Origin of the sequence: Romboutsia sp. 1001713B170131_170501_G6 (assembly GCF_015668195.1) — a bacterium.
GTDB lineage: Bacteria > Bacillota > Clostridia > Peptostreptococcales > Peptostreptococcaceae > Romboutsia_C.
This window is the reverse complement of sequence record NZ_JADPFC010000001.1, coordinates 52,002-74,724: the sequence shown is the minus strand read 5'-3', so window position 1 is coordinate 74,724 and position 22,723 is coordinate 52,002. Positions and strand designations below refer to the sequence as shown.

The following is a 22,723-nucleotide window of genomic DNA, read 5'->3' as shown; positions in this document are numbered from 1 at the left end:
CAACTAATCTTCTTTTAGTTTTAATATAGATTTTTTAGATATTTTGTATAAAATAATACTTAACAGACTATTTAAAGTAGGCATTATTAAAATTCCCGTAATTAGTAACTTAATTATTCCATAGCTGTTATAGACCAAGATCGTAGTTGCTATATTTACAATAGAATTAACTAAAGTAGTTAAAAAAACTAACGCAAATATAGTTATACTACTTTCCTTATATATTTTATCTTTTAAATGGCTTATTGTATAAGAAGTTAAAAATAGTATTAAACCATTAACTCCAAATATTCCACCTACAGCTATATCTTTAGTTACACCTACTATAGCACCTATTATACCCGCTTCTAATTCATCCAAATACAAAGATATAATCGTCATATATATTATTACTATATTAAAGCTTACGCTAAATATATTTATGTAGTTGGTAATACTACCTTCTACTATAACTAACAAAATACCTAAAAGACAAAGTAAAACTCTTTTCATATCTATAGTCTCCTTTATCTTATATTTCTAGGTTCAATGATTCTAACATCATCTATATTTTTAAAATCAGCATAAGGTTTAACAACTACAGATTTCATAGATTTATTCTTATCATCTATAACTTTATCAACTTCACCTATAGGTATACCTTCTGGATATAACCCAAGTCCTGACGTTACAATTACATCACCTGGAATTACATCATAATTACTATCAAACATATATCCATATAGATAACCTTTATTTTTGTAGTTTTCCTTATTGTCTAAAGTAGAGTTTTGAGTTAATACTCCTTTAAATTTAGAGTCTTTTAATAGTCTAAAACTTACTGATGATTTACTATCAAGTAATGATACTGCTTTGCTATAGTTTTTAGAAACTTCATATACTATACCAACTAGACCACTACCATTTACTACTAAACTATCTTTTTTAACTCCGTCTGCACTACCAGCACTTAGTACAAAACTTTCATACCAGTTACCATCATTTTTTGAGACAACACTAGCTGCTATAGACTTAGCTTCATACTTCTCGTCTATAAAGTTTAATGATTTTTTTAAACTTTCTAGTGATTCTACTTCATCTAGTTTTTTATTCAATTTCGCTATTTCTAATTTTAACTCATTCTTTTCTTTTTCTAGCTTATCTATTTTATTAGCATTTTTCTTATAATTAATTAGATCACCAAGACCATCACCCAGGAATTTAAAACCCTTATTAAAAGTTTCTTCTACAACAGACACAGCATCTAAAATAGGTCCTGGACCTATTGGATTTCTACCTGAAAATTTGCCTATTGATATTCCTATAATTCCAATTAAAGTGATAGCAACAGTTCCTGTTGCTATCACTTTAACGTTGATCTTTTTCTTCCCTTTTTTATTTTTATCAAATCTCAAAGATATCACCAACTTTTAATTACTTTCTTGCATTCATCATTAATACTTTTTCAAATATTTCTTGGTCTTCTACTGATTTACCAGTACCTAAAGCAACACAATCTAGTGGGCTTTCTGCTATTGTAACAGGCATGCCTGTTTCTTGTTTAACTAACTTATCAAGACCTCTAAGTAATGCTCCCCCTCCAGTTAACATTATTCCATTTTCCATTATGTCTGATGCTAATTCTGGTGGTGTTTTTTCTAAAGTTGATTTTATCGCATCTACTATTGAGTTTATAGGCTCTTTTAATGCATCTCTAACTTCTGCTGATCCTATTTCTATTGTTTTAGGAAGACCTGATATTAAGTCTCTACCTCTTATTTGCATATTAGTTTCTTGATCACCTTTAAATGTTGATCCTATACTTATTTTAACATCTTCAGCTGTTCTTTCACCTATAGCTAAGTTATATTCTTTTTTAACATATGCTACTATAGACTCATCAAACTCATCCCCACCAATTCTTATTGACTTGGCAGTAACTATACCTCCTAAAGATATAACAGCTATTTCAGTAGTACCTCCACCGATATCTACAACCATATTTCCTTCTGGTTCTTCAACTCTAAGACCAGCTCCTATAGCAGCTGCCATTGGTTCTTCTATTAAGTATGCATCTCTTGCTCCTGCTTGTCTTGCAGCTTCTTCTATAGCTCTTTTTTCTACTTCTGTAACGCCATAAGGTACACATATTGCTATTCTAGGACTTACCACACCCTTTTTAGCTGCTGCTTTTTGTATAAAGTAGCTAAGCATTGCTGATGTAACATCAAAATCAGCTATAACCCCATCTTTCATAGGTCTTATAGCTACTATATTACCTGGTGTTCTACCTATCATCTTTTTAGCTTCTTCTCCAACTGCTAAAACTTCCTTGCTATCATCTCTTATAGCAACAACAGATGGTTCTCTTACTACTATACCTTGACCTTTTATATAAACTAAAGTATTTGCTGTACCTAAATCTATACCCATATCCTTTGTCATCTTTTTAAATCCAAACATTGACATTAACCCTTTTTTCTCTTTTTTTTCTTTTTTTTCCTTAGACATACTTAATTCTCCTTCCTTACTATATCCAATTAGATTATCATACTCTCTTTAAAACTAAAATATAATCCGTCACCTATGATTATATGATCTATTACTTCTATTCCTATTAGCTCTCCGCACTTAATAAGTCTTGATGTAATGTTTTTATCTTCATTTGATGGCTCAACAGAACCAGATGGATGATTGTGCATTAGAATTATCTTATTTGTACTTCGTTTTATAGCCTCTCTAAATACATCTCTTGGATGTACTAAAGAAGAATTTAAAGTACCTTTTGATACTTCTACATCTGATATTATTTCATTTTTCGTATTTAAAAGAACCACCTTAAAAACCTCTTGCTTTTCATATCTTAAAATATCCATATAATACTTGTATATATCCCAAGGGTTTTTTACCTTATATCGGCTAGGCTTAAAACTAGCTATTCTAGATCCTAGTTCTAACGCTGCCTTTATTTGCGTTGCTTTAGATAGTCCTACTCCATCTATTTCACATAACTCTTCTATGGTCATATCCTTTAGGTATCTTATACCTTGAGTGTCTTTATTTATGATATAATTAGCTAATTCAATAGCATTTTTTGATTTAGTGCCTGTTCGGATAATAATTGCTAACAACTCTGAATTAGATAAGCATTTTTCTCCTTTAACAAGCATCTTTTCTCTAGGTCTTTCTTCTAATGTCATATCCTTCAAAGTCATTTTAACATCAAAAGAATCCTTCAGTTATATCATCCTCCATAAAAAAAGTTTATATCAAAGTTCTTTTTGACTAAATCACTTAACTTTGATATAGGTAATCCAACTATATTGAAGTAATCACCTTGTATCTCCTCAATTAGTAATGATCCATACCCTTGAATTCCATATGCTCCAGCTTTATCTAATGACTCACCAGTATTAATATAATCATTTATATCATATTCTGATAAATCCTTAAATTTAACTCTACTAACTACATAATCGATTATCTTTTTATTTGCACTTAAATTAATTAAACTAATACCTGTTATTACTTCATGAGTATTTCCAGATAATAACCTAATAGTATTTCTAGCATCTTCTTTGTCCTTTGGTTTCCCTAATACTTTGTTATTAAATACAACAATTGTATCTGCTCCTATAACCAAAGATTCCTGATTTGATTTTGCTACATCCATACTTTTCTCAAATGCAAGTCTCATTACCACTTGAGGTGGTAACTCATCCTCTAATATAACCTCATCTATATCACTTTTAACTATATCAAATTTTACGTTGATATTTTCTAGAATTTCTTTCCTTCTAGGAGATGCTGACGCTAAGATTATATTCATTTTATCACCTCATTTGGTACTTAGAATTGTACTTATTTAGTCTATCATTATATTGTAAAAAATTCAACACAAATGTCGAACGATTTTTGTAACATAATTGTTATATTTCAATGAGTCGATTTTATTTATTTATAAATTTATTATAATTTCATAAAAAAATAAAGGTATGGAAAAAACCATACCTTTATCTTATCCATATTATGTAGTTTTAATAGCCTTTTTAGGACATTTTTCTAGGCATAAATGACATCCAACACATTTTTCCTTATCAACTTTATGTTTTCCTTTTAATTCCCCTTCTATGGCATCAAACTTGCATTGCTTTTTACAAATAGTACAACCTATACATAGGCTTTCTTCTATCATAACTTTTTTTCTATTTTCTAAGCTACCTTTTATAACTTTGGTTGGGCATTTTTCAACACATACCATACACCCTACACATTTATCATAATTTACTTTAGCAATTTTATTTTCAAATTCTATTGCATCAAATTTACATGCCTTAGCACAAATTCCACATCCTATGCACCCAACACTACATTTTTCCTTGACTTCTTTTCCAAAATCTTTACTGTTACATTCAACTACAATTTCTTGTTTTGCTGGCTTTTTAGATATTATGCCCTTTGGACAAACTTCAATACATTTTCCACACATTACACATTTTTCTTCATCTATTACTGCTAATCCATCTATTATAGATATAGCACCAAATTTACAATAGTCTTTACATGTTCCAAGACCTAAACATCCATATTTACACAATTTAGCTCCAGAGTTTAATGTAGCAGCTGATCTGCAGTCATAAATACCTTCATATGTATATTTATCTTTTGCTACATCACATCTTCCTTTACATATAACCTTTGCTACTTCTTTCTCACCTTCTTGGGATGATATTCCCATTATTTCTCCTATTTTTAAAGTACAATCAGAACCTCCAACAGGACATCCATTTACAGGGGCACTACCGTCTACTATTGCATTTGCTAATCCCCCACATCCTGGAAATCCACATCCTCCACAATTAGCTCCTGGAAGTATACTTAATATTTTTTCAACTCTTTCATCTACCTCAACATAAAACTTTTTAGAAGCGTATGCAAGTATCGCTCCAAATATAAGCCCCATACCTCCTAAAACAAAAACCGAATTAAGTATAGACATATTATCCCCCCTATTTTATAACTTTATTAATCCAGCAAATCCTAAAAAAGCAATAGACATTAAACTTGCTGATATAAGTGTTATAGGGAACCCTTTAAAACTTTCTGGTATATCTGCTAGTTCTAATCTCTCTCTTATTCCCGCAAATAATACTATAGCTAATGTAAATCCTATGCCTGCACCAAATCCATTGACTATAGTTTCAATTAAGTTATACCCCTCATTTACATTCACTAAAGCTATACCTAAAACTGCACAATTAGTTGTTATTAATGGTAAAAATACACCTAGCGCTTGATATAAGGCTGGACTCATTTTTTGTATTACCATTTCAACAAACTGAACTATAGATGCTATGACTAGTATAAACGCTATAGTTTGTAAAAACTCATTGTTAGTTATAACCAATAGTTCTTGTATAAAGTATGTTATTATTGATGCTAGTGTTAAAACAAATGTAACTGCTGCTCCCATACCTAATGCAGTATCAACTTTCTTGGAAACTCCTAAGAATGGACATATACCTAAAAACTGACTTGTTATAACGTTATTAACAAGAACTACACTTAAAAATATAAGTACTAAATTCATTTAATCCACCCCTTACGCTTTTTTACTTCTTATTTTATTAAATCCTGCTAAAAGAAAACCTAATGTTAAAAAGGCTCCAGGAGGAAGTATAAATAATAATATAGGTTCAAATGAAGCTCCAAATATACTCATTCCAAATATACTTCCATTTCCAAGTATTTCTCTTATAGTTCCTAAAACTGTTAATGCTATACTAAACCCAAGTCCCATACCTAATCCATCTATAGCTGATTCAACAGGACTATTTTTAGATGCAAAACTTTCTGCACGTGCCAATATTAAACAGTTAACAACTATTAAAGGTATAAAAAGCCCTAATGCTTTATCAAGCGAAGGTACATATGCCTTTAAAAGCATACCAACTATTGTAACAAATGTTGCTATTACTACTATAAATGCTGGTATTCTTATTTTATCTGGTACTATCTTTCTAATTAATGAAACAACTATATTTGAACAAATCAAAACAGCTGTTGTAGATAATCCCATACCTAACCCGTTTATAGCTGATGTTGTAACAGCTAATGTTGGACACATACCTATTACTTGGACAAAGGCTGGGTTTTCATCTATTAAACCATTTTTGAATATTTTAGCTAATCTCATATTCTTCCCCCTATTTATTCAAGCTTTCATTAAATACTTTTATTGCTGCATTAACTCCCCTAGTTACGGCTTCAGATGTTATTGTAGCTCCTGAAATCGCAGCTATTTGATTATCACTTGTTGCACTCCCTTTTACTACACTAAGTTCTTTAGCTTCTTTTTCATTAAATTGCCCTTTAAAATTAGGTTCATTTGCTTTAGTTCCAAGTCCTGGTGTTTCAGCCATATTACCAATATTTACCCCTGTTATTTTTCCATCCTTTGATATACCTACTATAACCTCCATAACTCCACCATATCCACTAGGCAAAGTTTTTATAGTATATCCAACAACATCGTTTCCATTAAGTCCTTCATATACTTCTGATATTATCCCCTCTTCTAATCCATCGATATTTTCTAATACCTTTTCATCTAATTGCTTAAACTCAGTTGCATCTTCAAGTACTAATTGTCTTAATTCATTATTTGCTTGTATATTTCTATCCTCAATAATTGGTGCTGTTATTTGATTTATAAATCCAAGTGCTAAAGCCGCTACTGCACATATTGTAAATAATATAGCTCCTAGCCTTAATATATTTTTCATTATTTAGCCACCTCCCCAAATACTCTACCTTTCATGTATTTGTCTATAAGTGGAGTAGCTACATTGGCTAATAATATAGAATATGAAACTCCTTCTGGATAACCACCATACATTCTTATAACTATAGTTATAACTCCTGCTAAAATAGCATAAACAATTTGACCTGTCTTGGACATAGGTGACGTTGTATAATCTGTAAGCATAAAAAATGCACCTAGCATAAGTCCACCTGCCGCTAATTGATATATAGCAAAGTTTATGTCAAATCCTCCTAGTATAAATGCTAATATAAAAACTGTTCCTATGTAAAATACTGGGATTATGTAGTTTATTATTCCCTTATAGATTAGATAAAGCCCACCTAGTATTATGAATATAGCTGATGTTTCCCCTATACAACCTCCTATATTACCTATTACCATATCTGTTAGGCTAATTCCATTTGATGTTAATTCTGATATGCCTATTGCTCCACTTTTTAGAAAACTTAATGGAGTTGCTGTTGTATATGCATCTATGTTTCCAGAACTTACCCAGTTAACTCCAGGTATCGTCCAAGCTGTCATAGCTACTGGAAATGATGCTAGTAAAAACGCCCTTGCACCTAATGCGGGGTTTAAAAAGTTATTTCCAATTCCACCAAAAACCATTTTAACCACTATTATAGCAAATGCTGAACCTAATATACACATCCACCATGGAAGAGATGCTGGTACATTAAATGCTAATAATATTCCTGTAACTACTGCTGAAAAATCTCCTATAGTAATATCTTGTTTAGTTAATTTTTGATATAAAAATTCACATCCCACTGCTCCCACTGTACAGAAGAAAATAACATTTAATGCACTTAACCTGTAAAAAAACACTGCTGATGCCATAGCAGGTAGTAAAGCTATTATAACTTGTTTCATTATGTAAGACGTATCTTGGTTACTTCTCACATGCGGAGAAGACGATACAATCAATTTATTATTCATTTAAATTCCCCCTAGCCCCAATTATTTTTTAGCTGATTCTTTTCTTCTATTTGAAATAATTTCTCTTTTTGCATTTCTCACTGATTGAAGTAGCGGTCTTCTTGCTGGACAAACAAATGAACAAGATCCACACTCTATACAATCTAAAGCTCTATAATTTTCTGCACTTTCAAAATCATTTTTTAAAGAATAAGCACTTATATATAACGGTTGTAAAAATGCTGGACATACTGTTAAACATTTACCACATCTTAGACAGTTTTGTGGCTTTGGTGTTTTAGACTCTTCATCGTCTAAACATAATATACCTGATGTTCCCTTATTTGTAGGTATGTCTATTGTATACTGTGCTAGTCCCATCATTGGCCCCCCCATTATTACTTTGCCAACTATCTTATCTTCTTTAAAGCCTCCACATTGGTCTATTATTTCTGATACCAATGTTCCAACTTTTGTAACTAAATTTTTTGGCTCACTTATACAGCTACCTGTAACAGTAGTAATTCTTTCTATTAATGGCATTCCTGTTTTTATAGTTTTGGCAATTTGCGCTGCTGTTCCTACGTTATTTACTACTGCACCTGCATCCATAGGTAGCCCCCCAGATGGAACTTCCCTTTTAGTACATGCATATATAAGTTGTTTTTCTGCACCTTGTGGATACTTAACTTCTAAACCTACAACTTTAATATCATCATATTTTTGAGCTTCTTTTTCTATTGCAGAAATTGCATCAGGTTTATTTACCTCAATTCCTATATATCCCTTTGATACATTTAAAGATTTCATAAGTACTTTTAACCCAAAAACTACATCTTCTGGATTTTCAAGCATTAGCCTATGATCTGCTGTTAGATATGGCTCACACTCAGCTCCATTTAATATAACAGTATCAATTTTCTTATCTGGTGGTGGTGATAGCTTTACATGAGTTGGAAAAGTAGCTCCTCCCATACCAACTATTCCAGCCTCCTTTATTATTGATACAATTTCTTCTTTACTTAAATCTTCTAAACTTCCCTTTGGTTTTACGCTTTCGTGTATTTCTTCCTTAAAATCGTTTTCTATAACAATACATGTACCTCTTCCACCAGCTAATTCATGTTCTTTTATAGCTATTACTTTACCAGATACAGAAGAATGTACGTTACAAGAAACAAATCCTTGTTGCTCACCTATTTTTTGCCCAACTTTTACTAAATCTCCAACCTTAACTATCTCTTTAGCGGGCGCACCAATATGCTGTTGAAGTGGTATATAAACTACCTTTGGTGACTTAGCTATTTCAATAGCCTTTTTCTCTGAGTACTCTTTTTTATATGGAGGATGTATACCTCCTTTGAAAGTTAAGAGTTTCATTCCTTTACCCCCTTACTTATATGTTTAAACATTCCTATCCCTTAGTATAAGTATACTATATATCATATTAAAACTTAACTATTGTTAAAACTTTATCAACAAAGAAAAGGACTGTTAATAAAACAGTCCTTTTAAGCTTTACTTATTGATGTTATAAATTTATAATATCCTTGCATCGATGATAAATACAAGCTTTTTACCATACTATACTCTCCCTTGTCTATAGATTCCATAGAGATGTTTATTTTTTCATCTAAACCATCAACATACTTAATTAAATTCTCTTTAAATAAATCAGCTGGTTTATAATCAATTTTATCTGCCTCTTTTTTCATATTATCCACTATGTTTTTTCTATCTGTTAATATTTTTTTATATTCTTTTACATCAATATTTTCATTATTTTTATCCCAAAATTCTGATTCTAACTTAAAATTAGATACCAATTCATTTAAAAATTTTGATAATTCACCTAAATATGAGTACTTACTTGTATACTTCATAGATAATACTGGTACTTTAAGTTCTGATATAAATGCATCATCAAAAACTTTTTTAACACTATCTATATTATTTCTTAATGAATCTTTGCTAAATGATGAATACGTCTGTACTTTCTTTATGCCGTCAACTTCTATAACAGAAAAAGGTAAATTACTTTCATTCAGTTTAATCTCTATCTTATTCATCTCATTTTCATTATCTATTGATGCTACTTGAATAGTATATAAACTCCAAGAATCTGCTATAGCAACTTTAACATCTCCTTCTACGTTTTCATCTTCTTCTTTTTCAACTTTTTTTTCAACTTCTTCTTTATTATTTTCTTCAGAAACTTCTTTTATTCCAAAGTCTTCAAATCCTTTAAACTTGTCCTCTTTAATATTTATACTTTTAAAAAATGAAATCTTTTCATCTATACTTTTTACAATATCACTATTTTTTAATTTTATAACTCCAAATGTTCCTATTGATATAACAGGAATCATAATTAAAATTAATCTTAAAGTTTTTTTCTTTCGTCTTTTATTAAAACCTCTATATATAGTTTTTCTTTTATTCATTAGTTTGTCCCCCCTAAAACTATTATTACTAATATATATTTTAGGGTTGTACAGATTATGATTAATTTTTGGCTTTAATATAAAAAATAACTATTTTGTATTAATTTATATCCTTATCTTAGCTATTATAGGATAATGATCTGACATACTCTTTATCAACACATCATAGTCTAATATTTCAATATCATTGGATACAAATATATAATCTATTCTATCAAGCCCCGTTGCAAAAGTTAATATATTTGACTTTTCTAATTCTATAGCCGCATCTCTTAAAATATTTTTATCAATGCATATATTGCCTTGATTAAAATCACCAACAACTATATATGGCTCATTATTTAATGTATTTATAAATTCTATAAGTTCATTTATTTGCCTCTCTCTTTCTTCATTCCCAAGTCCAAGGTGTACATTTATAATATTTAACTTACTTCCTTTTATATTTATTATTGTATGAAGAATCCCTCTTTGTTCTCTTTTACTACTTAAATATATATGATTTTCATATTTTATAGGATATTTAGAGTATGTAACCAACCCATAATTAGAGCCAAATTTAGTTACATTTGCGCCGAAATGAGAATACATTTTTAACTCTTCTTTGAAACTACTTACTTGAAATCCAGACTTAGCAGATTCATTTACTTCTTGAAGACAAATAATATCTGCGTTACATACTCGCAAAAAATCTATAATATCAAATAATGTAGGAAACATATTTTTATCTAGTCCACTATGTATATTATAACTAACTACTTTTAATTCTTTTTTAGGTGGAAAATAAATCCTTTCTATAACTACACTTATAGATATACATATAAATACACATGCAAGACTTATTATCTTTCTGATTTTTATATATATCAACTCCTATCATAGTTTTATTTTATATTATATGCTTTTTTATAAAATTAAAGACGTCTTAAAGACGTCTTCAACTTTATATTTATCTTTTATTTAGTTTTTCTTTCATAATATAATTTATAACCTTTCTTCTTATATCCTCCGCATTATCTTCATCATCAACACTTATTTCTAGCAGTTTTGCTATAGACTTCATATCATTTCTAGCTTTTGATTTATAACTTTCAATTAAATCTTCTTTTATCCTCTCCGGCTCCAAAATATATTCTCTACCCCCTTTTTGGTATGAAAAATATCTTTTGGAGTATTCATTTCTATTTGAATAAATATGGTTAGCTATCCTTCTTAATATGCTATTGTAAGAATTTTTTGTTGTGGCATTTATGCCTAAGTATCTAGCAAATTTTATTAATTCTTTTTTAGATTTAAATAGATCTTGTGATTTTATAGATTTTACAATTAAGGATATATTTTTCTCATTAGATCCACTTTTCAATATATTTAAATATACATTATTACAAGACATGCCACTTGATGCTTTTTTTATGTTTTCATTTATTATTTTATCTATATTTCCTTCAAAGTATTTTTTTATACCTCTCTGAGATGCATTACCTTCTAAATCTTTTTGGGTCATTTCAAGTATAACTTTTCTTAAATCATCTCTATATCCTCTTTCATCCACGACACTCCCCCCTTAATTATTTATATTATATTCAAAAATTTTTTTAATTGTGAATTTTGCTATTGGATTTATAATTATATGAATGATTTTTTATATTATTTATGTATATATTATTCATGTAAGGACATAATATTAATGTAAAATCAAACATACTCAATCTCCCCCATTTAGACTTCTATTATTTCCCCCAATAGAAGTCTTTTTTTATTTTAAAATTTTTATATAAAAATTTCGCTTCGGTCATGTCCCAACGACTTTGTCCCTTGCGCAAAATATTATTTGTTTAAATTATATATAAAAAAATATGCACAACTGTTAACTTACAGTTGTGCATATTTTTTATTATTCAATTCCAACTAATTCATAACCTGTATCTTCTATAACAGATTTTAATTCATCTTTACTTACTGAATCATCCATTTCTACTATAGCATATTTCCCTTCTAGGTTAACTTCTATTACATTTACACCTTGTATATCTTCACTTAATGCTGTTTTTAAATGATTAACACAATGTCCACAGCTCATTCCATCTATAAGTAATTTTTTTCTCATAATAATTACCTCCTTATATACCCTATAAGGGTATTCTATCATACTTTTTATAACTTGTGTCTATATTTTTCTCAAAAAATTTAATAATATTTAATTTAAATATAAATACTTACATATAAAAAAAGTAGACATAATGCCTACTTTTTAATGGTGCGGAAAGCGGGACTTGAACCCGCACGAGCATAAGCTCGCTACCCCCTCAAGATAGTGCGTCTGCCTATTCCGCCATTTCCGCATATCCTTTATATTATAAAGGATATGCCTTTTGCTTTTTTAAGTCAATTATTTTTTTATTAATTTACTTATTTTTTATAGTTAAATTTGTTATACCCTCATAAACATCAAAATCATTTGGTTGAATTTTACCTTCTATTCTACTATTTGTAACCATATAATCATTTCTTATAACTAAACTTATCATAAGAATATTGTTATTTACATATTTTTGTATAGAGTCATATATGTCTTTAACTTGACTTTCATTAGTTGCTCTTGTTAAAGAAGCCATATAGTCATTAAGTTTTTCATCTTTATAATCTAAGCTTTTTATTATAGGGGTTGCGTCAGGTATAAAAGATAATTCCCATCCAACTAATGCTAAATCATATTTTTTTCCAGAAATAGCTTTTTCAAGTTCTTCCCCCTCTAGTTCATCAACTTCAGATTTTATCCCTATAGCTTTTAAATTTTCTGAAATAATATGTGCAGATTTCACTCTATCTATATTATTTTTATTTACAACTATTTTTAGATTTATCTTTGAAGAACCTTTTGTATTACCTTTGTTTTCTTTTTGATCTTTTGAGTTACTCTTATCACCATCAAATTTAACTTTACTTAAATATTCTTTAGCTTTTTCTTTATTGTAATTAATAGATTTTATATCTTTATTATAGTATTTTGAGCTTGTATTAAGTGGGAAATTAACAATATTAGCATCTCCCATATAAGCTTCTTCTAATATTCTTTTCTTATCTATTGAATATGCTATGGCTTTTCTTAAGTTAGAGTCTAATAATATTGGATTATCGTAATTAAAGATTATATTTTCATAATCTCTTCCTTCATATTTAGTAATATTAAATTCAGTTTCGTGAAATTTACTTAAATCATTTAAGGATACCTTGGCTATATCACTATCTAATGCCATAACCATAGCAACTTGTGCCTCTTGATCTGGCACTACACCTACCCTTATATCCTTGGCTGTACTTGGTATCTCTTTATAATAATCTTCATTTTTAGTTAAGAACATTCCATCTCTTTCTTCATATTTTTCTATTTTGTAAGGTCCATTTCCTATTAAATTATTCTTATTATTAGTTATGTCTTTTTTAGATAAAGAAGATAAATTATTTTTAGATAATATAGGGAATATAAGTGTTTCTATAGAAAATGAATAATTCTCATTTAAATTTATATTAAATTCTTTATCATTTATTACATATATTGATTTTATATTTTTCACTAATTCAGTATAAGGATTTTCTTCGCTTTTTTTAATAAAGTCTACTGTAAATTTAACATCACTAGATGTAACCGGACTTTTATCATGCCACTTTGCATCTTTTAGTTTTACATTTATTTCCTTACCGCCATTTTCAATTGAATACTCTTTTACTAGCTGTGGTACTACGTTGTAATTTTCATCTATTGTAAATAAGCTATCATATATTAGATTCATTACATACCCAACAGACTTGTCTTTGTTTAATATAGGATTTATAGTCTCAGGCTTTACCATAGTTAAATTTATATAGTCTGAATTTATATCACCCTTACTACTTTCTTTCTTATCTTCAGTTTCAATTTTAGAACTACATCCTACTACAATCATTGCTATAACTAGGATTATAGATAAAACCTTAGTTTTTTTCATTAGTTTTTCCTTCCTTGCAATATATACTATTATAGTTTTTATAATTTTTTTTGACTTTATCTACATAATTTGATGTTTCTGTAAATGGTATATTGTGAAGCATTTTACCATCCTTGCTATACTCATTATTTCCAAGCCATTTATTGACGTTACCTGAACCACCATTGTATGCTGCTACAACTAAATCCAAATTTCCAAATTCTTTATATAACTTATTTAAATACCAACATCCTATTTTTATGTTAGTTTCAGGATCAAATATGTCTATATTATTTTCTAGGTTAAGCTCTTCTATAGCCCAATCTCTAGTTATATCACTTATTTGCATTAATCCTTTCGCTCCCTTATTAGATATGGCATCCTTTTTAAATTTACTTTCAGCCTTCATAATACTATAGACTAGATTTTCTTCTATATTAAATTCTTTTGAGTATCTTTCTACATAATCTGAATACTTTTTAGGATATAAAATTTTATGTATTGTTTTAGTTTCTATTAAAAAACCAGTTAATATAATCAATGAGATAGATAATATTATAAGTATCTTTTTATTATTCACACCAATTCTCCTTTATATATTCAATGAGTCGGTTAGCTTTTATCTCTAATTCTTCAAATGAATAAGAGTTATCTATTGTATAGTCTGCATATTTAACCTTTTCTTCTTGGCTCATTTGAGACATTATTCGACTTAAAGCTTCATCCTTTGTACAATTATCCCTTTTTTGTATTCTCTCTATCTGCCTATCTTGATTACATGTTACAACTAATAATTTATCTACTACATCTAAATATCCACCTTCAATTAATAATGCTCCATCGATTAAAATAATATCTTTATGTTTTAATCTATATTCTTTAACTTTACTAATTATCTTCTCATAAATTTTAGGATGAGTTAAATTATTTAATTCTATAAGTTTTTCTTCATTGTTGAAAACTATATTGCCTAGTGCCTTTCTATCTAGAGTTCCATCCTCTCTTTTTATATCCATTCCAAATTTATCAAATACTTCTTCAAGAAGTAAATTATCTTCAAATATATTCCTTGAAATTATATCTGCATCTATTACTTCTATATTTTTACTCTTAAATATATTTGATAGGCTACTTTTTCCACAGCCTATATTCCCTGTAAGTCCTAATATTAGCATATACTCACCTACTTTGTTTCATACCAAGAATTACCTACATTTAAATCTACATCTAAATGCACATCCATACTAACTGCGTTTTCCATTTCATCTTTAACTATTTTTTTAACTTCTTCTACTTCCTCATCATAAGCTTCTACTATAAGTTCATCGTGTACTTGAAGTATTAATTTTGACTTTAATTGTCTTTCTTCTAACTTCTTATACACATTTACCATAGCTATTTTTATTATATCAGCTGCACTACCTTGTATAGGAGCATTCATTGCAGCTCTTTTACCTGCATTTCTTAGCATAAAGTTACTTGATTTAAGTTCTGGAATATATCTTCTTCTATTTAGTATAGTAGTTATATATCCATTTTCTGTTGCATTTTCTACTACTTTATCCATAAAATCTTTTATTTTACTATATTTATTAAAGTAATTTTCTATATATTCTTTAGCTTGCTTTACAGGTATATGTAAATCTTCTGATAATCCAAAATCACTTTTTCCATAAACTATACCAAAGTTTACAGCTTTAGCATCACTTCTTTGCTTACTTGTAACTTCATCCATATTAACATTAAATACTTGTGATGCAGTTTTTGTATGTATATCTTCATTATGTTTAAATGCTTCTATCATAGTTTCATCTTGACTCATGTGCGCTAATACTCTTAATTCTACTTGAGAATAATCCGCATCAACTAATTTAGAATTTTCATCAGATATAAATACCTTTCTTATGTTTCTTCCCATTTCAAGTTTAACAGGTATATTTTGAAGATTTGGTTCTGTTGATGAAATTCTTCCTGTTGTAGTTATAGTTTGGTTAAATGATGAATGTATCCTACCATCTAATGGATTTATTATAGCTAATAATCCTTCAACATAAGTTGAATTTAACTTAACAATTTGTCTATACTCTGTTATTTTATCTATTATTGGACTTTTATCTCTTAGCTTTTCTAGTACTTCTGCATTTGTTGAATATCCTGTTTTAGTTTTTTTGATTATAGGTAATTCTAGTTTTTCAAATAATATAACTCCTAATTGTTTTGGTGAATTTATATTAAATTCTTCTCCAGCTATATCATATATTTCTTGTTCTAATTTTTTAATTATAGTTTTAAATTCTATACCTAATTCATGTAATTTTTCCTTATCAACTTTTATTCCTTGATATTCCATATCACCTAAAACTTCTACTAAAGGCATTTCAACATGATAAAGCAATCCATCCATTTCACTTTCTTTTATGCTTTTTTCCATTATAGGATATACTTCATATACTGTATTTATAACTTTTCCTATATAATCACACAATTCTTCTAATTCTAAATCTTCATATTTTTTTGCTTTTACACCTTTACCTAGTAACTCTTCTTTTGACTTAACTTTTTTAGTAAGATATTTCATAGCTATTGCACTACATTCATAAGATGTAGATGATGCTGAATCTATTAAATACTCTGCTATTGTTATATCAAAATGCATATTCTCTAATTTTATATTATAAGGTCTTAAAGCTATATAATCTTCTTTTAAATTATATCCAAATTTCTTTACTTCCTTACTTATAAGTACTTCTTCTAGCTTATTTATTTCATCTTCATTTATATAGTATATATTAGTTCCATCTACACTTATAAAAATATGTATAATATTTTTTTCTAATATGTTTCCTTGTCTACTTACAGTGTCTATGTATAGATTTCCTTCTTTTTTAATATCATTTATAAATGTGTCTATATTTTCTAATTTTTTTATATTTAAATTAGATTCAACTTCCTCTGTTTCACTTCCTCCATCTATGTTAGATAGTCTAGATAATAAACTTGTAAAACCTAAATTCCTAAATGATTCTATTACCTTATCTTTATCGTAATCTCCATATTCTAAATCATCTAGATTTATCTCTATAGGCACATCTCTTATTATAGTAGCTAACCTCTTACTCATTATGGCAAGTTCTTTATTTTCTTCTAGCTTCTTTTTCACGCTGCCTTTTAGATTTTCTATATTTTCTATTATATTTTCTATACTAGAATATTCTTTAATAAGTTTTATTCCTGTTTTTTCACCTATACCTGGTACACCTGGTATATTATCCGATTTATCTCCCATAAGACCTTTTAAGTCTATAAATTGAGTTGGAGTCATTTCATATTTTTCCATTACAGAATCAAAATTATACTCTTCAACTTCTCCTACACCTTTTTTAGTTATTAAAGTTGTAGTCTTGTCTGATGCCAACTGTATAGCATCTTTATCTCCTGTAACTATGTATACCTTATATCCATTTTCTTCTCCTAGCCTTGATACTGTTCCTATTATATCATCAGCTTCGTAACCATCTATTTCTAATCTATTTATATTGAATTTGTCCAGTAAATCTTTTAATGGTTCAAATTGTTCTCTTAATTCATCTGGCATTTTCTTTCTTCCAGCTTTATATTCTTCAAACTCTAAATGCCTAAATGTAGGAGCCTTTCTATCAAATGCAACACTCATATGAGTAGGCTTATATGTATCTATTATCTTAAATAACATTGTTGTAAATCCATATATAGCATTTGTTCTTAGCCCTTCTTTATTAGTCATTTCTGGTAATGCATAAAATGCTCTATTTATTATAGAGTTCCCATCTATTATAATCAATCTCTTATTCAAATTTATCACTCCTAGTTTTTGTCTCTCTAGTATAATAGTTATTATATACCACTCTTATACTATTTATATTACCATAATATTAAAAGTATATTAACCATAAATATGTTGCAAACGTTTCATTAAATTGTTACAATATCTATATAATAATATTTGCCGAATTGGTGGAATGGCAGACACGACAGACTCAAAATCTGTTGATAGTATTATCGTGTGGGTTCAAGTCCCACATTCGGCACCATTTAAGTTCTAACTATAGCAGTTAGAACTTTTTAATTTTTAAGCACTATTTTTTTGACTTTAAATTTATTTGTACTATTTCAGGTTTACAATTTATTCTTATTACAACCTTAGAACCGCCTAATCCTTTACTTAAAATCATCTTAGATCCATTAAGATTATATTCACCTAAATCGTATTTTGGGAAAAATTCTCTATTTGGAGAAAGTACTCCTCCTATTTTAGGTATCCTTATTATTCCTCCATGAACATGTCCTGAAAGTACCAAGTCTGCTCCCCAATTAGAATAATTTTCAAAGAAGAATGGGTTATGAGCAAGTAATATGTTGTAATTCTTTTTATCTATTTTACCTAGACTTTCATTCATAAAATTTTCATCTAAAGCTTTATTTTTATTTCTATAGTTACTAAAAAAATATGGATAATATTCTAGTGGCACTACTACACCATATAAATTTATATAACTACTTCCTTTATTAACTTTTATCTTATCATTATCTAGATCTATTATATCCTTATCTTTAAGCAATCTAAAATATTCTTTGTACTCTTTTTTATATTTCTTATTAAGAGATTTCTGCTCGTGATTTCCAACTACATGGACTACTTTATATTTACAAGATATATAATCAATTAAATCTAGAGCCACTTTAAAATTATCTTTTTCTCCATCTACTAAATCTCCAGTAATTACTATTATATCTGGATTTATTTTGTCTATCTCTTCTATAAGTTTTATATTACCTTTTCCAAACGTTTTATTGTGTAAATCACTAATTTGCAATATTTTGTAATTATCAAATTCTTTAGGAATTTTTTCATCTTCTATATTATATTCTATTTTTTCTAATGTAGTTGCTTCTCTTTTAAAAAATTTATATGTAATACCAATTGCTATACCTGTTATTAATATTTCACTTATCATTGATTTACCTTCCTTGTCTAAATTTAAAAGAGCGACTAATTACAAATTAATCGCTCCTTTAAGCTTAATCCTTTTTCTTTACTTTATTATAAAGTTTTGATGTCTTAGTCCTATTGCTTCCACTATCTTTTGCTCCTATATGAAGACCATCCTTTATTCCTAGTTCAGATCCATGCTCTGAGAATATATTTCTCATTTCAGATTTAGTCTTAGGTCTATCTTTTAATCTATTTTTATTGTTATTCATTTTTGCTGCCTCCTAAATACTTAGTATTTAGGATTAATTTAACCAAAAAAAACTTATTTATTATCTAAATATTGCTTTAATATATTAACAAGTTTTTCTTGATTAATAGTTTCTATCTTCTCTATCTTATTTTCTTTGCTAAAAACTGCTAATAATTTAATCTTTTTGCTACTTTCAACTTCATATAAATCTACATTTCTATTACCTAACCTACTGTATGCTTCTATACTTGGGTATTTATCACCAAAATATTCACATATTGATTCTGTATCCCTTCCTATAAAACTATTAATATCTATTTTTTCTACACTGCTTAGTGATATAGGTAATGCATCATTATATCTATCTACAATTATATCAGCGCCATCATTAATATATTTTTCATCTGAATCTTCTTTAGATATCTCATAGGTTTGTACTTCTACAACATGATCATTTCTTAAGTTTATATATAAAGCACTCTTGTCTAACTTATTTTCCTCAGTATACTTTGGATATATAAGCCTTTTATCCCTTATTTCTCTTGGATTATCTGAGTCTATATAATAAGTTGTACAGTATGGTTCCCCCATATTTTTTATAACATATTCGTAGTCTTTATTCATTATCTCATTAACATTATTTTGAACCTTTGTCATCATCTTATGTTTCATTTCTTCATTAGGTAGGCTTCCATTTGTATTAATATTTTCGCTCTTACTACATCCCGTTACAAATGCACTAATGACAATGATGCTATATAATAATTTCCGTAGCTTCATAAATTAGTCCTCCTTTTGTTGATTGACACTTATTTTTTCCGATTTTATTTTACACATAATTATTCTAGTCTATCATTTATATGATTATATACTATTTATATAATAATAATAATACTTTTATGTATTTTGTAATGATTTTGTAACAGGTCATTTTTATACTATGCTATAATACTTATAAACAATATAAGGAGGTTTTGTCTTGGATTTTAAGCAATTGGAAGTGTTTGTTGCAGTTTGTAAGTATGAAAGTTTTTCTAAAGCTGCAAAGGAATTATTTTTAACTCAACCAACAGTTAGCTCTCATATTAATAACCTCGAAAAAGAACTCGGTACTGTTCTTATAAATAGAAATAATAAGAATTTAACTTTAACAAAGTCAGGAGAAATACTTTACAATCATGCCATATTAATATTAAATAATTGTAAAAAAGCAGTTTATGATATAAAGGAGTATTCCGAAAAAATAGAGGGTATTATAGATATAGCTTGCAGTTCTATACCTGAATCTTATATTATTCCTAATTTTTTAAATAATTTTTCTAAACAATTTAAAGATGTTAAGTTTAATATTAGTCACTATGACTCTAAATCTGCAATTTCAGAAATCTTAAATGAAAGGATAAGTTTCGGGCTTGTTGGTTCAAAATCTAATAATCCACAAATTGAGTACATAGATTTAATGGATGATGAGTTAGTTCTTATAACTCCTTTAGACCTTGCCCTTCCTAATTCAAATGGATTTATAGATGTTGATTTATTATATTCACTTAAGCTTATTATGAGAAAAGAAGGTTCTGGAACTAAGGATTTAATTATAAATAAGTTAAAATCTAATGATTTCGATACAGATAAACTAGATGTAATTGCTCATCTTGAATCTAATGAGTCTGTAAAAAAACTTGTACAATCCGGTCTTGGAGTTTCTTTTGTATCATATATATCTTGTATTGATGAATTAGAGTCTAAGAAACTGAACATTTATAGGGTAAAAAATATAGAATTTAAAAGAAAGTTCTACTTTATTTATTCCAGAAAAAAAGTTTTTACACCATTAGAAAATAAATTTTTAATAGGACTATATAAATATTTCAACATAAAAAGATAGACCCAAATAAAAGGTCTATCTTTTTTAATAGTCAATTACTTCTAATATTACTTAAAGGTTTATATTAAAGAATGCTTTATATCCTTTATACATCTCATATATATCAACTTTAGAAACTATTTCATATGGAGCATGCATATTTAACACACCTACTCCACAATCTATAACCTCAGCACCATAGTTTGCTAATATATAGGCAATAGTTCCACCACCACCTTGGTCTACTTTTCCAAGTTCAGCAGTTTGCCATACAACTTCGCCTTGGTTGAATATTCTTCTTACTTCTGCCATAAACTCTGCATTAGCATCATTGCATCCGCTTTTTCCTCTTACACCTGTATACTTGCTTAAAACTATACCATGCCCCATGTATGCAGAGTTTCTCTTATCATACACCTCTGGGAAATTAGGATCATATCCTGCAGATACGTCAGCCGATAATACCTTAGTATTTGCCATAGCTCTTCTTACTCTTAAGTTACAGTAATTTCCTTCTAAAGCTATAAGCTCTGCTACTGTATTTTCAAAGAATTTAGAATGCATACCAGTATTTCCTTGAGACCCTACTTCTTCCTTATCTACACATAATGCTACTGCACAGTATTCAGGTTCAGTAGTTTCTATTAAGGCTTTGACAGCACCATATGAACAAACTCTATCATCATGCCCATAAGCTAATACCATAGATTTATCAAATCCTAAGTGACGAGCACGACCAGAAGGTACTATTTCTATTTCAGCACTTAGGAAGTCTTCTTCTACCATATTGTATTTTTCATTTAATATCTTTAATACATTTTGTGCTACAGCTTCTTTTTCTTCGCCCTCAAGTGGCATATGACCAACTAGTAGGTTAAGTCCTTCTCCTGTTATACCTTCAGAAAGTTTCTTTTGCATTTGATCTCCTGAAAGATGTACTAGTAAGTCAGTTATACAAAATACTGGATCTTCTTCATCATCACCTATACATATATCAACTTTTTTACCATCATTTAGGATAACTACTCCATATATTGAAAGTGGTGTTGCTGTCCATTGATATTTTTTTATTCCTCCATAGTAATGAGTTTTAAAAAATCCTAGATTAGCTTCTTGATATAAAGGGTTTGGTTTTAAGTCAATCCTTGGAGCATCTATATGGCCACCAACTACCTTCATACCTTCTTCTAAAGATCTTTTACCCATAACAAACATAGCTACTGATTTATCTTTATTCACTGCATATATTTTGTCTCCTGGATTTACCTTTCCTTTTTGTATAGCTTCCTCTAGTGATATGTATCCATTTTCTTTTGCCATATTTACTATTTCTCTAGCAGAGGTTCTTTCTGTTTTTCCTTTGTCTAAAAATTGCATGTAATCTTTAGAATAAGACATTATATCTTCTATATTATTTTTACTTCTTTCAATATCCCATGCATTTTTAGCTTCATACTTTAAATTCATATTGCCCCTCCTTAAGTAATTATTAAATTTATATTATA

Annotated in this window: 24 protein-coding genes and 2 tRNA genes; 2 read left to right on the top strand and 24 right to left on the bottom strand. The window is 28.5% G+C overall.

The features are described from left to right. Window positions 1-3: 3 nt before the first annotated feature. From mreD to polA, 20 genes are all read right to left on the bottom strand, one after another. Window positions 4-492, bottom strand: a complete 489-nt coding sequence (mreD, locus tag I4U89_RS00365; protein ID WP_195937719.1) for a rod shape-determining protein MreD — start codon at window positions 490-492, stop codon at window positions 4-6. A gap of 14 nt (window positions 493-506) precedes the next feature. Continuing rightward, the gene (gene mreC, locus I4U89_RS00360; RefSeq protein ID WP_334298957.1) at window positions 507-1,403 is read right to left on the bottom strand and encodes a rod shape-determining protein MreC; all 897 of its coding nucleotides are present in this window, start codon (window positions 1,401-1,403) and stop codon (window positions 507-509) included. Between the two features lie 10 nt (window positions 1,404-1,413). Then, window positions 1,414-2,490: a rod shape-determining protein gene (locus tag I4U89_RS00355; protein ID WP_092927265.1), complete on the bottom strand. Its 1,077-nt coding sequence runs from the start codon at window positions 2,488-2,490 to the stop codon at window positions 1,414-1,416. Window positions 2,491-2,519: 29 nt separating this feature from the next. Then, window positions 2,520-3,179, bottom strand: coding sequence for a RadC family protein (gene radC, locus I4U89_RS00350; protein ID WP_141664395.1), 660 nt, complete (start codon window positions 3,177-3,179; stop codon window positions 2,520-2,522). 44 nt (window positions 3,180-3,223) lie between these two features. Continuing rightward, complete coding sequence (locus I4U89_RS00345) at window positions 3,224-3,808, bottom strand: Maf family protein (RefSeq protein WP_195937718.1); 585 nt, start codon at window positions 3,806-3,808, stop codon at window positions 3,224-3,226. Between the two features lie 198 nt (window positions 3,809-4,006). Beyond that, on the bottom strand, window positions 4,007-4,978 hold the full coding sequence (locus tag I4U89_RS00340; protein WP_195937717.1) for an RnfABCDGE type electron transport complex subunit B: 972 nt from the start codon (window positions 4,976-4,978) through the stop codon (window positions 4,007-4,009). A 15-nt stretch (window positions 4,979-4,993) separates the two neighbouring features. Continuing rightward, window positions 4,994-5,569, bottom strand: a complete 576-nt coding sequence (gene rsxA, locus I4U89_RS00335; protein ID WP_092927272.1) for an electron transport complex subunit RsxA — start codon at window positions 5,567-5,569, stop codon at window positions 4,994-4,996. Window positions 5,570-5,581: 12 nt separating this feature from the next. Continuing rightward, window positions 5,582-6,175: an electron transport complex subunit RsxE gene (gene rsxE, locus I4U89_RS00330; RefSeq protein WP_195937716.1), complete on the bottom strand. Its 594-nt coding sequence runs from the start codon at window positions 6,173-6,175 to the stop codon at window positions 5,582-5,584. 10 nt (window positions 6,176-6,185) lie between these two features. Beyond that, entirely contained in the window at window positions 6,186-6,764 is a 579-nt protein-coding gene (locus tag I4U89_RS00325; RefSeq protein ID WP_195937715.1) for an RnfABCDGE type electron transport complex subunit G, read from the bottom strand. Next, window positions 6,764-7,744 (bottom strand): RnfABCDGE type electron transport complex subunit D, encoded by a 981-nt coding sequence (locus I4U89_RS00320; RefSeq protein WP_195937714.1) that lies wholly within the window; start codon window positions 7,742-7,744, stop codon window positions 6,764-6,766. The genes I4U89_RS00325 and I4U89_RS00320 overlap by 1 nt, the downstream gene beginning before the upstream one ends. Before the next feature lie 21 nt (window positions 7,745-7,765). After that, window positions 7,766-9,103, bottom strand: coding sequence for an electron transport complex subunit RsxC (gene rsxC, locus I4U89_RS00315; protein WP_195937713.1), 1,338 nt, complete (start codon window positions 9,101-9,103; stop codon window positions 7,766-7,768). 131 nt (window positions 9,104-9,234) lie between these two features. Continuing rightward, window positions 9,235-10,167 carry a hypothetical protein gene (locus I4U89_RS00310; RefSeq protein WP_195937712.1) on the bottom strand — a complete coding sequence of 311 codons (933 nt, stop codon included), beginning with the start codon at window positions 10,165-10,167 and terminating at the stop codon, window positions 9,235-9,237. 105 nt (window positions 10,168-10,272) lie between these two features. Further along, entirely contained in the window at window positions 10,273-11,037 is a 765-nt protein-coding gene (locus I4U89_RS00305; RefSeq protein WP_243279113.1) for an endonuclease/exonuclease/phosphatase family protein, read from the bottom strand. A 79-nt stretch (window positions 11,038-11,116) separates the two neighbouring features. Continuing rightward, entirely contained in the window at window positions 11,117-11,719 is a 603-nt protein-coding gene (locus tag I4U89_RS00300; protein ID WP_195937711.1) for a hypothetical protein, read from the bottom strand. A 342-nt stretch (window positions 11,720-12,061) separates the two neighbouring features. After that, window positions 12,062-12,274 carry a heavy-metal-associated domain-containing protein gene (locus I4U89_RS00295; RefSeq protein ID WP_195937710.1) on the bottom strand — a complete coding sequence of 71 codons (213 nt, stop codon included), beginning with the start codon at window positions 12,272-12,274 and terminating at the stop codon, window positions 12,062-12,064. A 148-nt stretch (window positions 12,275-12,422) separates the two neighbouring features. Further along, window positions 12,423-12,509: transfer RNA gene (locus I4U89_RS00290), tRNA-Leu, on the bottom strand. Window positions 12,510-12,572: 63 nt separating this feature from the next. Further along, a complete protein-coding gene (locus I4U89_RS00285) occupies window positions 12,573-14,153 on the bottom strand; it encodes an ABC transporter substrate-binding protein (protein WP_195937709.1) in 1,581 nt (526 codons plus the stop codon). Next, on the bottom strand, window positions 14,140-14,712 hold the full coding sequence (locus I4U89_RS00280) for a lytic transglycosylase domain-containing protein (RefSeq protein ID WP_195937708.1): 573 nt from the start codon (window positions 14,710-14,712) through the stop codon (window positions 14,140-14,142). The genes I4U89_RS00285 and I4U89_RS00280 overlap by 14 nt, the downstream gene beginning before the upstream one ends. Then, window positions 14,705-15,307 (bottom strand): dephospho-CoA kinase, encoded by a 603-nt coding sequence (gene coaE, locus I4U89_RS00275; RefSeq protein ID WP_195937707.1) that lies wholly within the window; start codon window positions 15,305-15,307, stop codon window positions 14,705-14,707. The genes I4U89_RS00280 and coaE overlap by 8 nt, the downstream gene beginning before the upstream one ends. Before the next feature lie 8 nt (window positions 15,308-15,315). Beyond that, window positions 15,316-17,964 carry a DNA polymerase I gene (polA, locus tag I4U89_RS00270; protein ID WP_195937706.1) on the bottom strand — a complete coding sequence of 883 codons (2,649 nt, stop codon included), beginning with the start codon at window positions 17,962-17,964 and terminating at the stop codon, window positions 15,316-15,318. Between the two features lie 152 nt (window positions 17,965-18,116). Between polA and I4U89_RS00265 the strand changes: the two genes are divergently transcribed. Next, window positions 18,117-18,202: transfer RNA gene (locus tag I4U89_RS00265), tRNA-Leu, on the top strand. A 45-nt stretch (window positions 18,203-18,247) separates the two neighbouring features. Here the strand turns inward: I4U89_RS00265 and I4U89_RS00260 are convergent. The 3 genes from I4U89_RS00260 to I4U89_RS00250 all read right to left on the bottom strand — a co-directional run bounded on the left by I4U89_RS00260 (window position 18,248) and on the right by I4U89_RS00250 (window position 20,134). After that, the gene (locus I4U89_RS00260; protein ID WP_195937705.1) at window positions 18,248-19,126 is read right to left on the bottom strand and encodes a metallophosphoesterase; all 879 of its coding nucleotides are present in this window, start codon (window positions 19,124-19,126) and stop codon (window positions 18,248-18,250) included. 64 nt (window positions 19,127-19,190) lie between these two features. Next, window positions 19,191-19,373 carry a hypothetical protein gene (locus tag I4U89_RS00255; protein ID WP_195937704.1) on the bottom strand — a complete coding sequence of 61 codons (183 nt, stop codon included), beginning with the start codon at window positions 19,371-19,373 and terminating at the stop codon, window positions 19,191-19,193. A gap of 53 nt (window positions 19,374-19,426) precedes the next feature. Further along, window positions 19,427-20,134 carry a hypothetical protein gene (locus I4U89_RS00250; RefSeq protein WP_195937703.1) on the bottom strand — a complete coding sequence of 236 codons (708 nt, stop codon included), beginning with the start codon at window positions 20,132-20,134 and terminating at the stop codon, window positions 19,427-19,429. 199 nt (window positions 20,135-20,333) lie between these two features. On the opposite strand from I4U89_RS00250, the gene I4U89_RS00245 reads away from it, so the two are divergent. Beyond that, window positions 20,334-21,239, top strand: a complete 906-nt coding sequence (locus I4U89_RS00245) for a selenium metabolism-associated LysR family transcriptional regulator (protein WP_195937702.1) — start codon at window positions 20,334-20,336, stop codon at window positions 21,237-21,239. Between the two features lie 51 nt (window positions 21,240-21,290). Here I4U89_RS00245 and I4U89_RS00240 read toward each other — a convergent pair whose 3' ends face one another. Then, entirely contained in the window at window positions 21,291-22,685 is a 1,395-nt protein-coding gene (locus tag I4U89_RS00240) for an aminopeptidase (protein ID WP_195937701.1), read from the bottom strand. Between the last annotated feature and the right edge of the window lie 38 nt (window positions 22,686-22,723).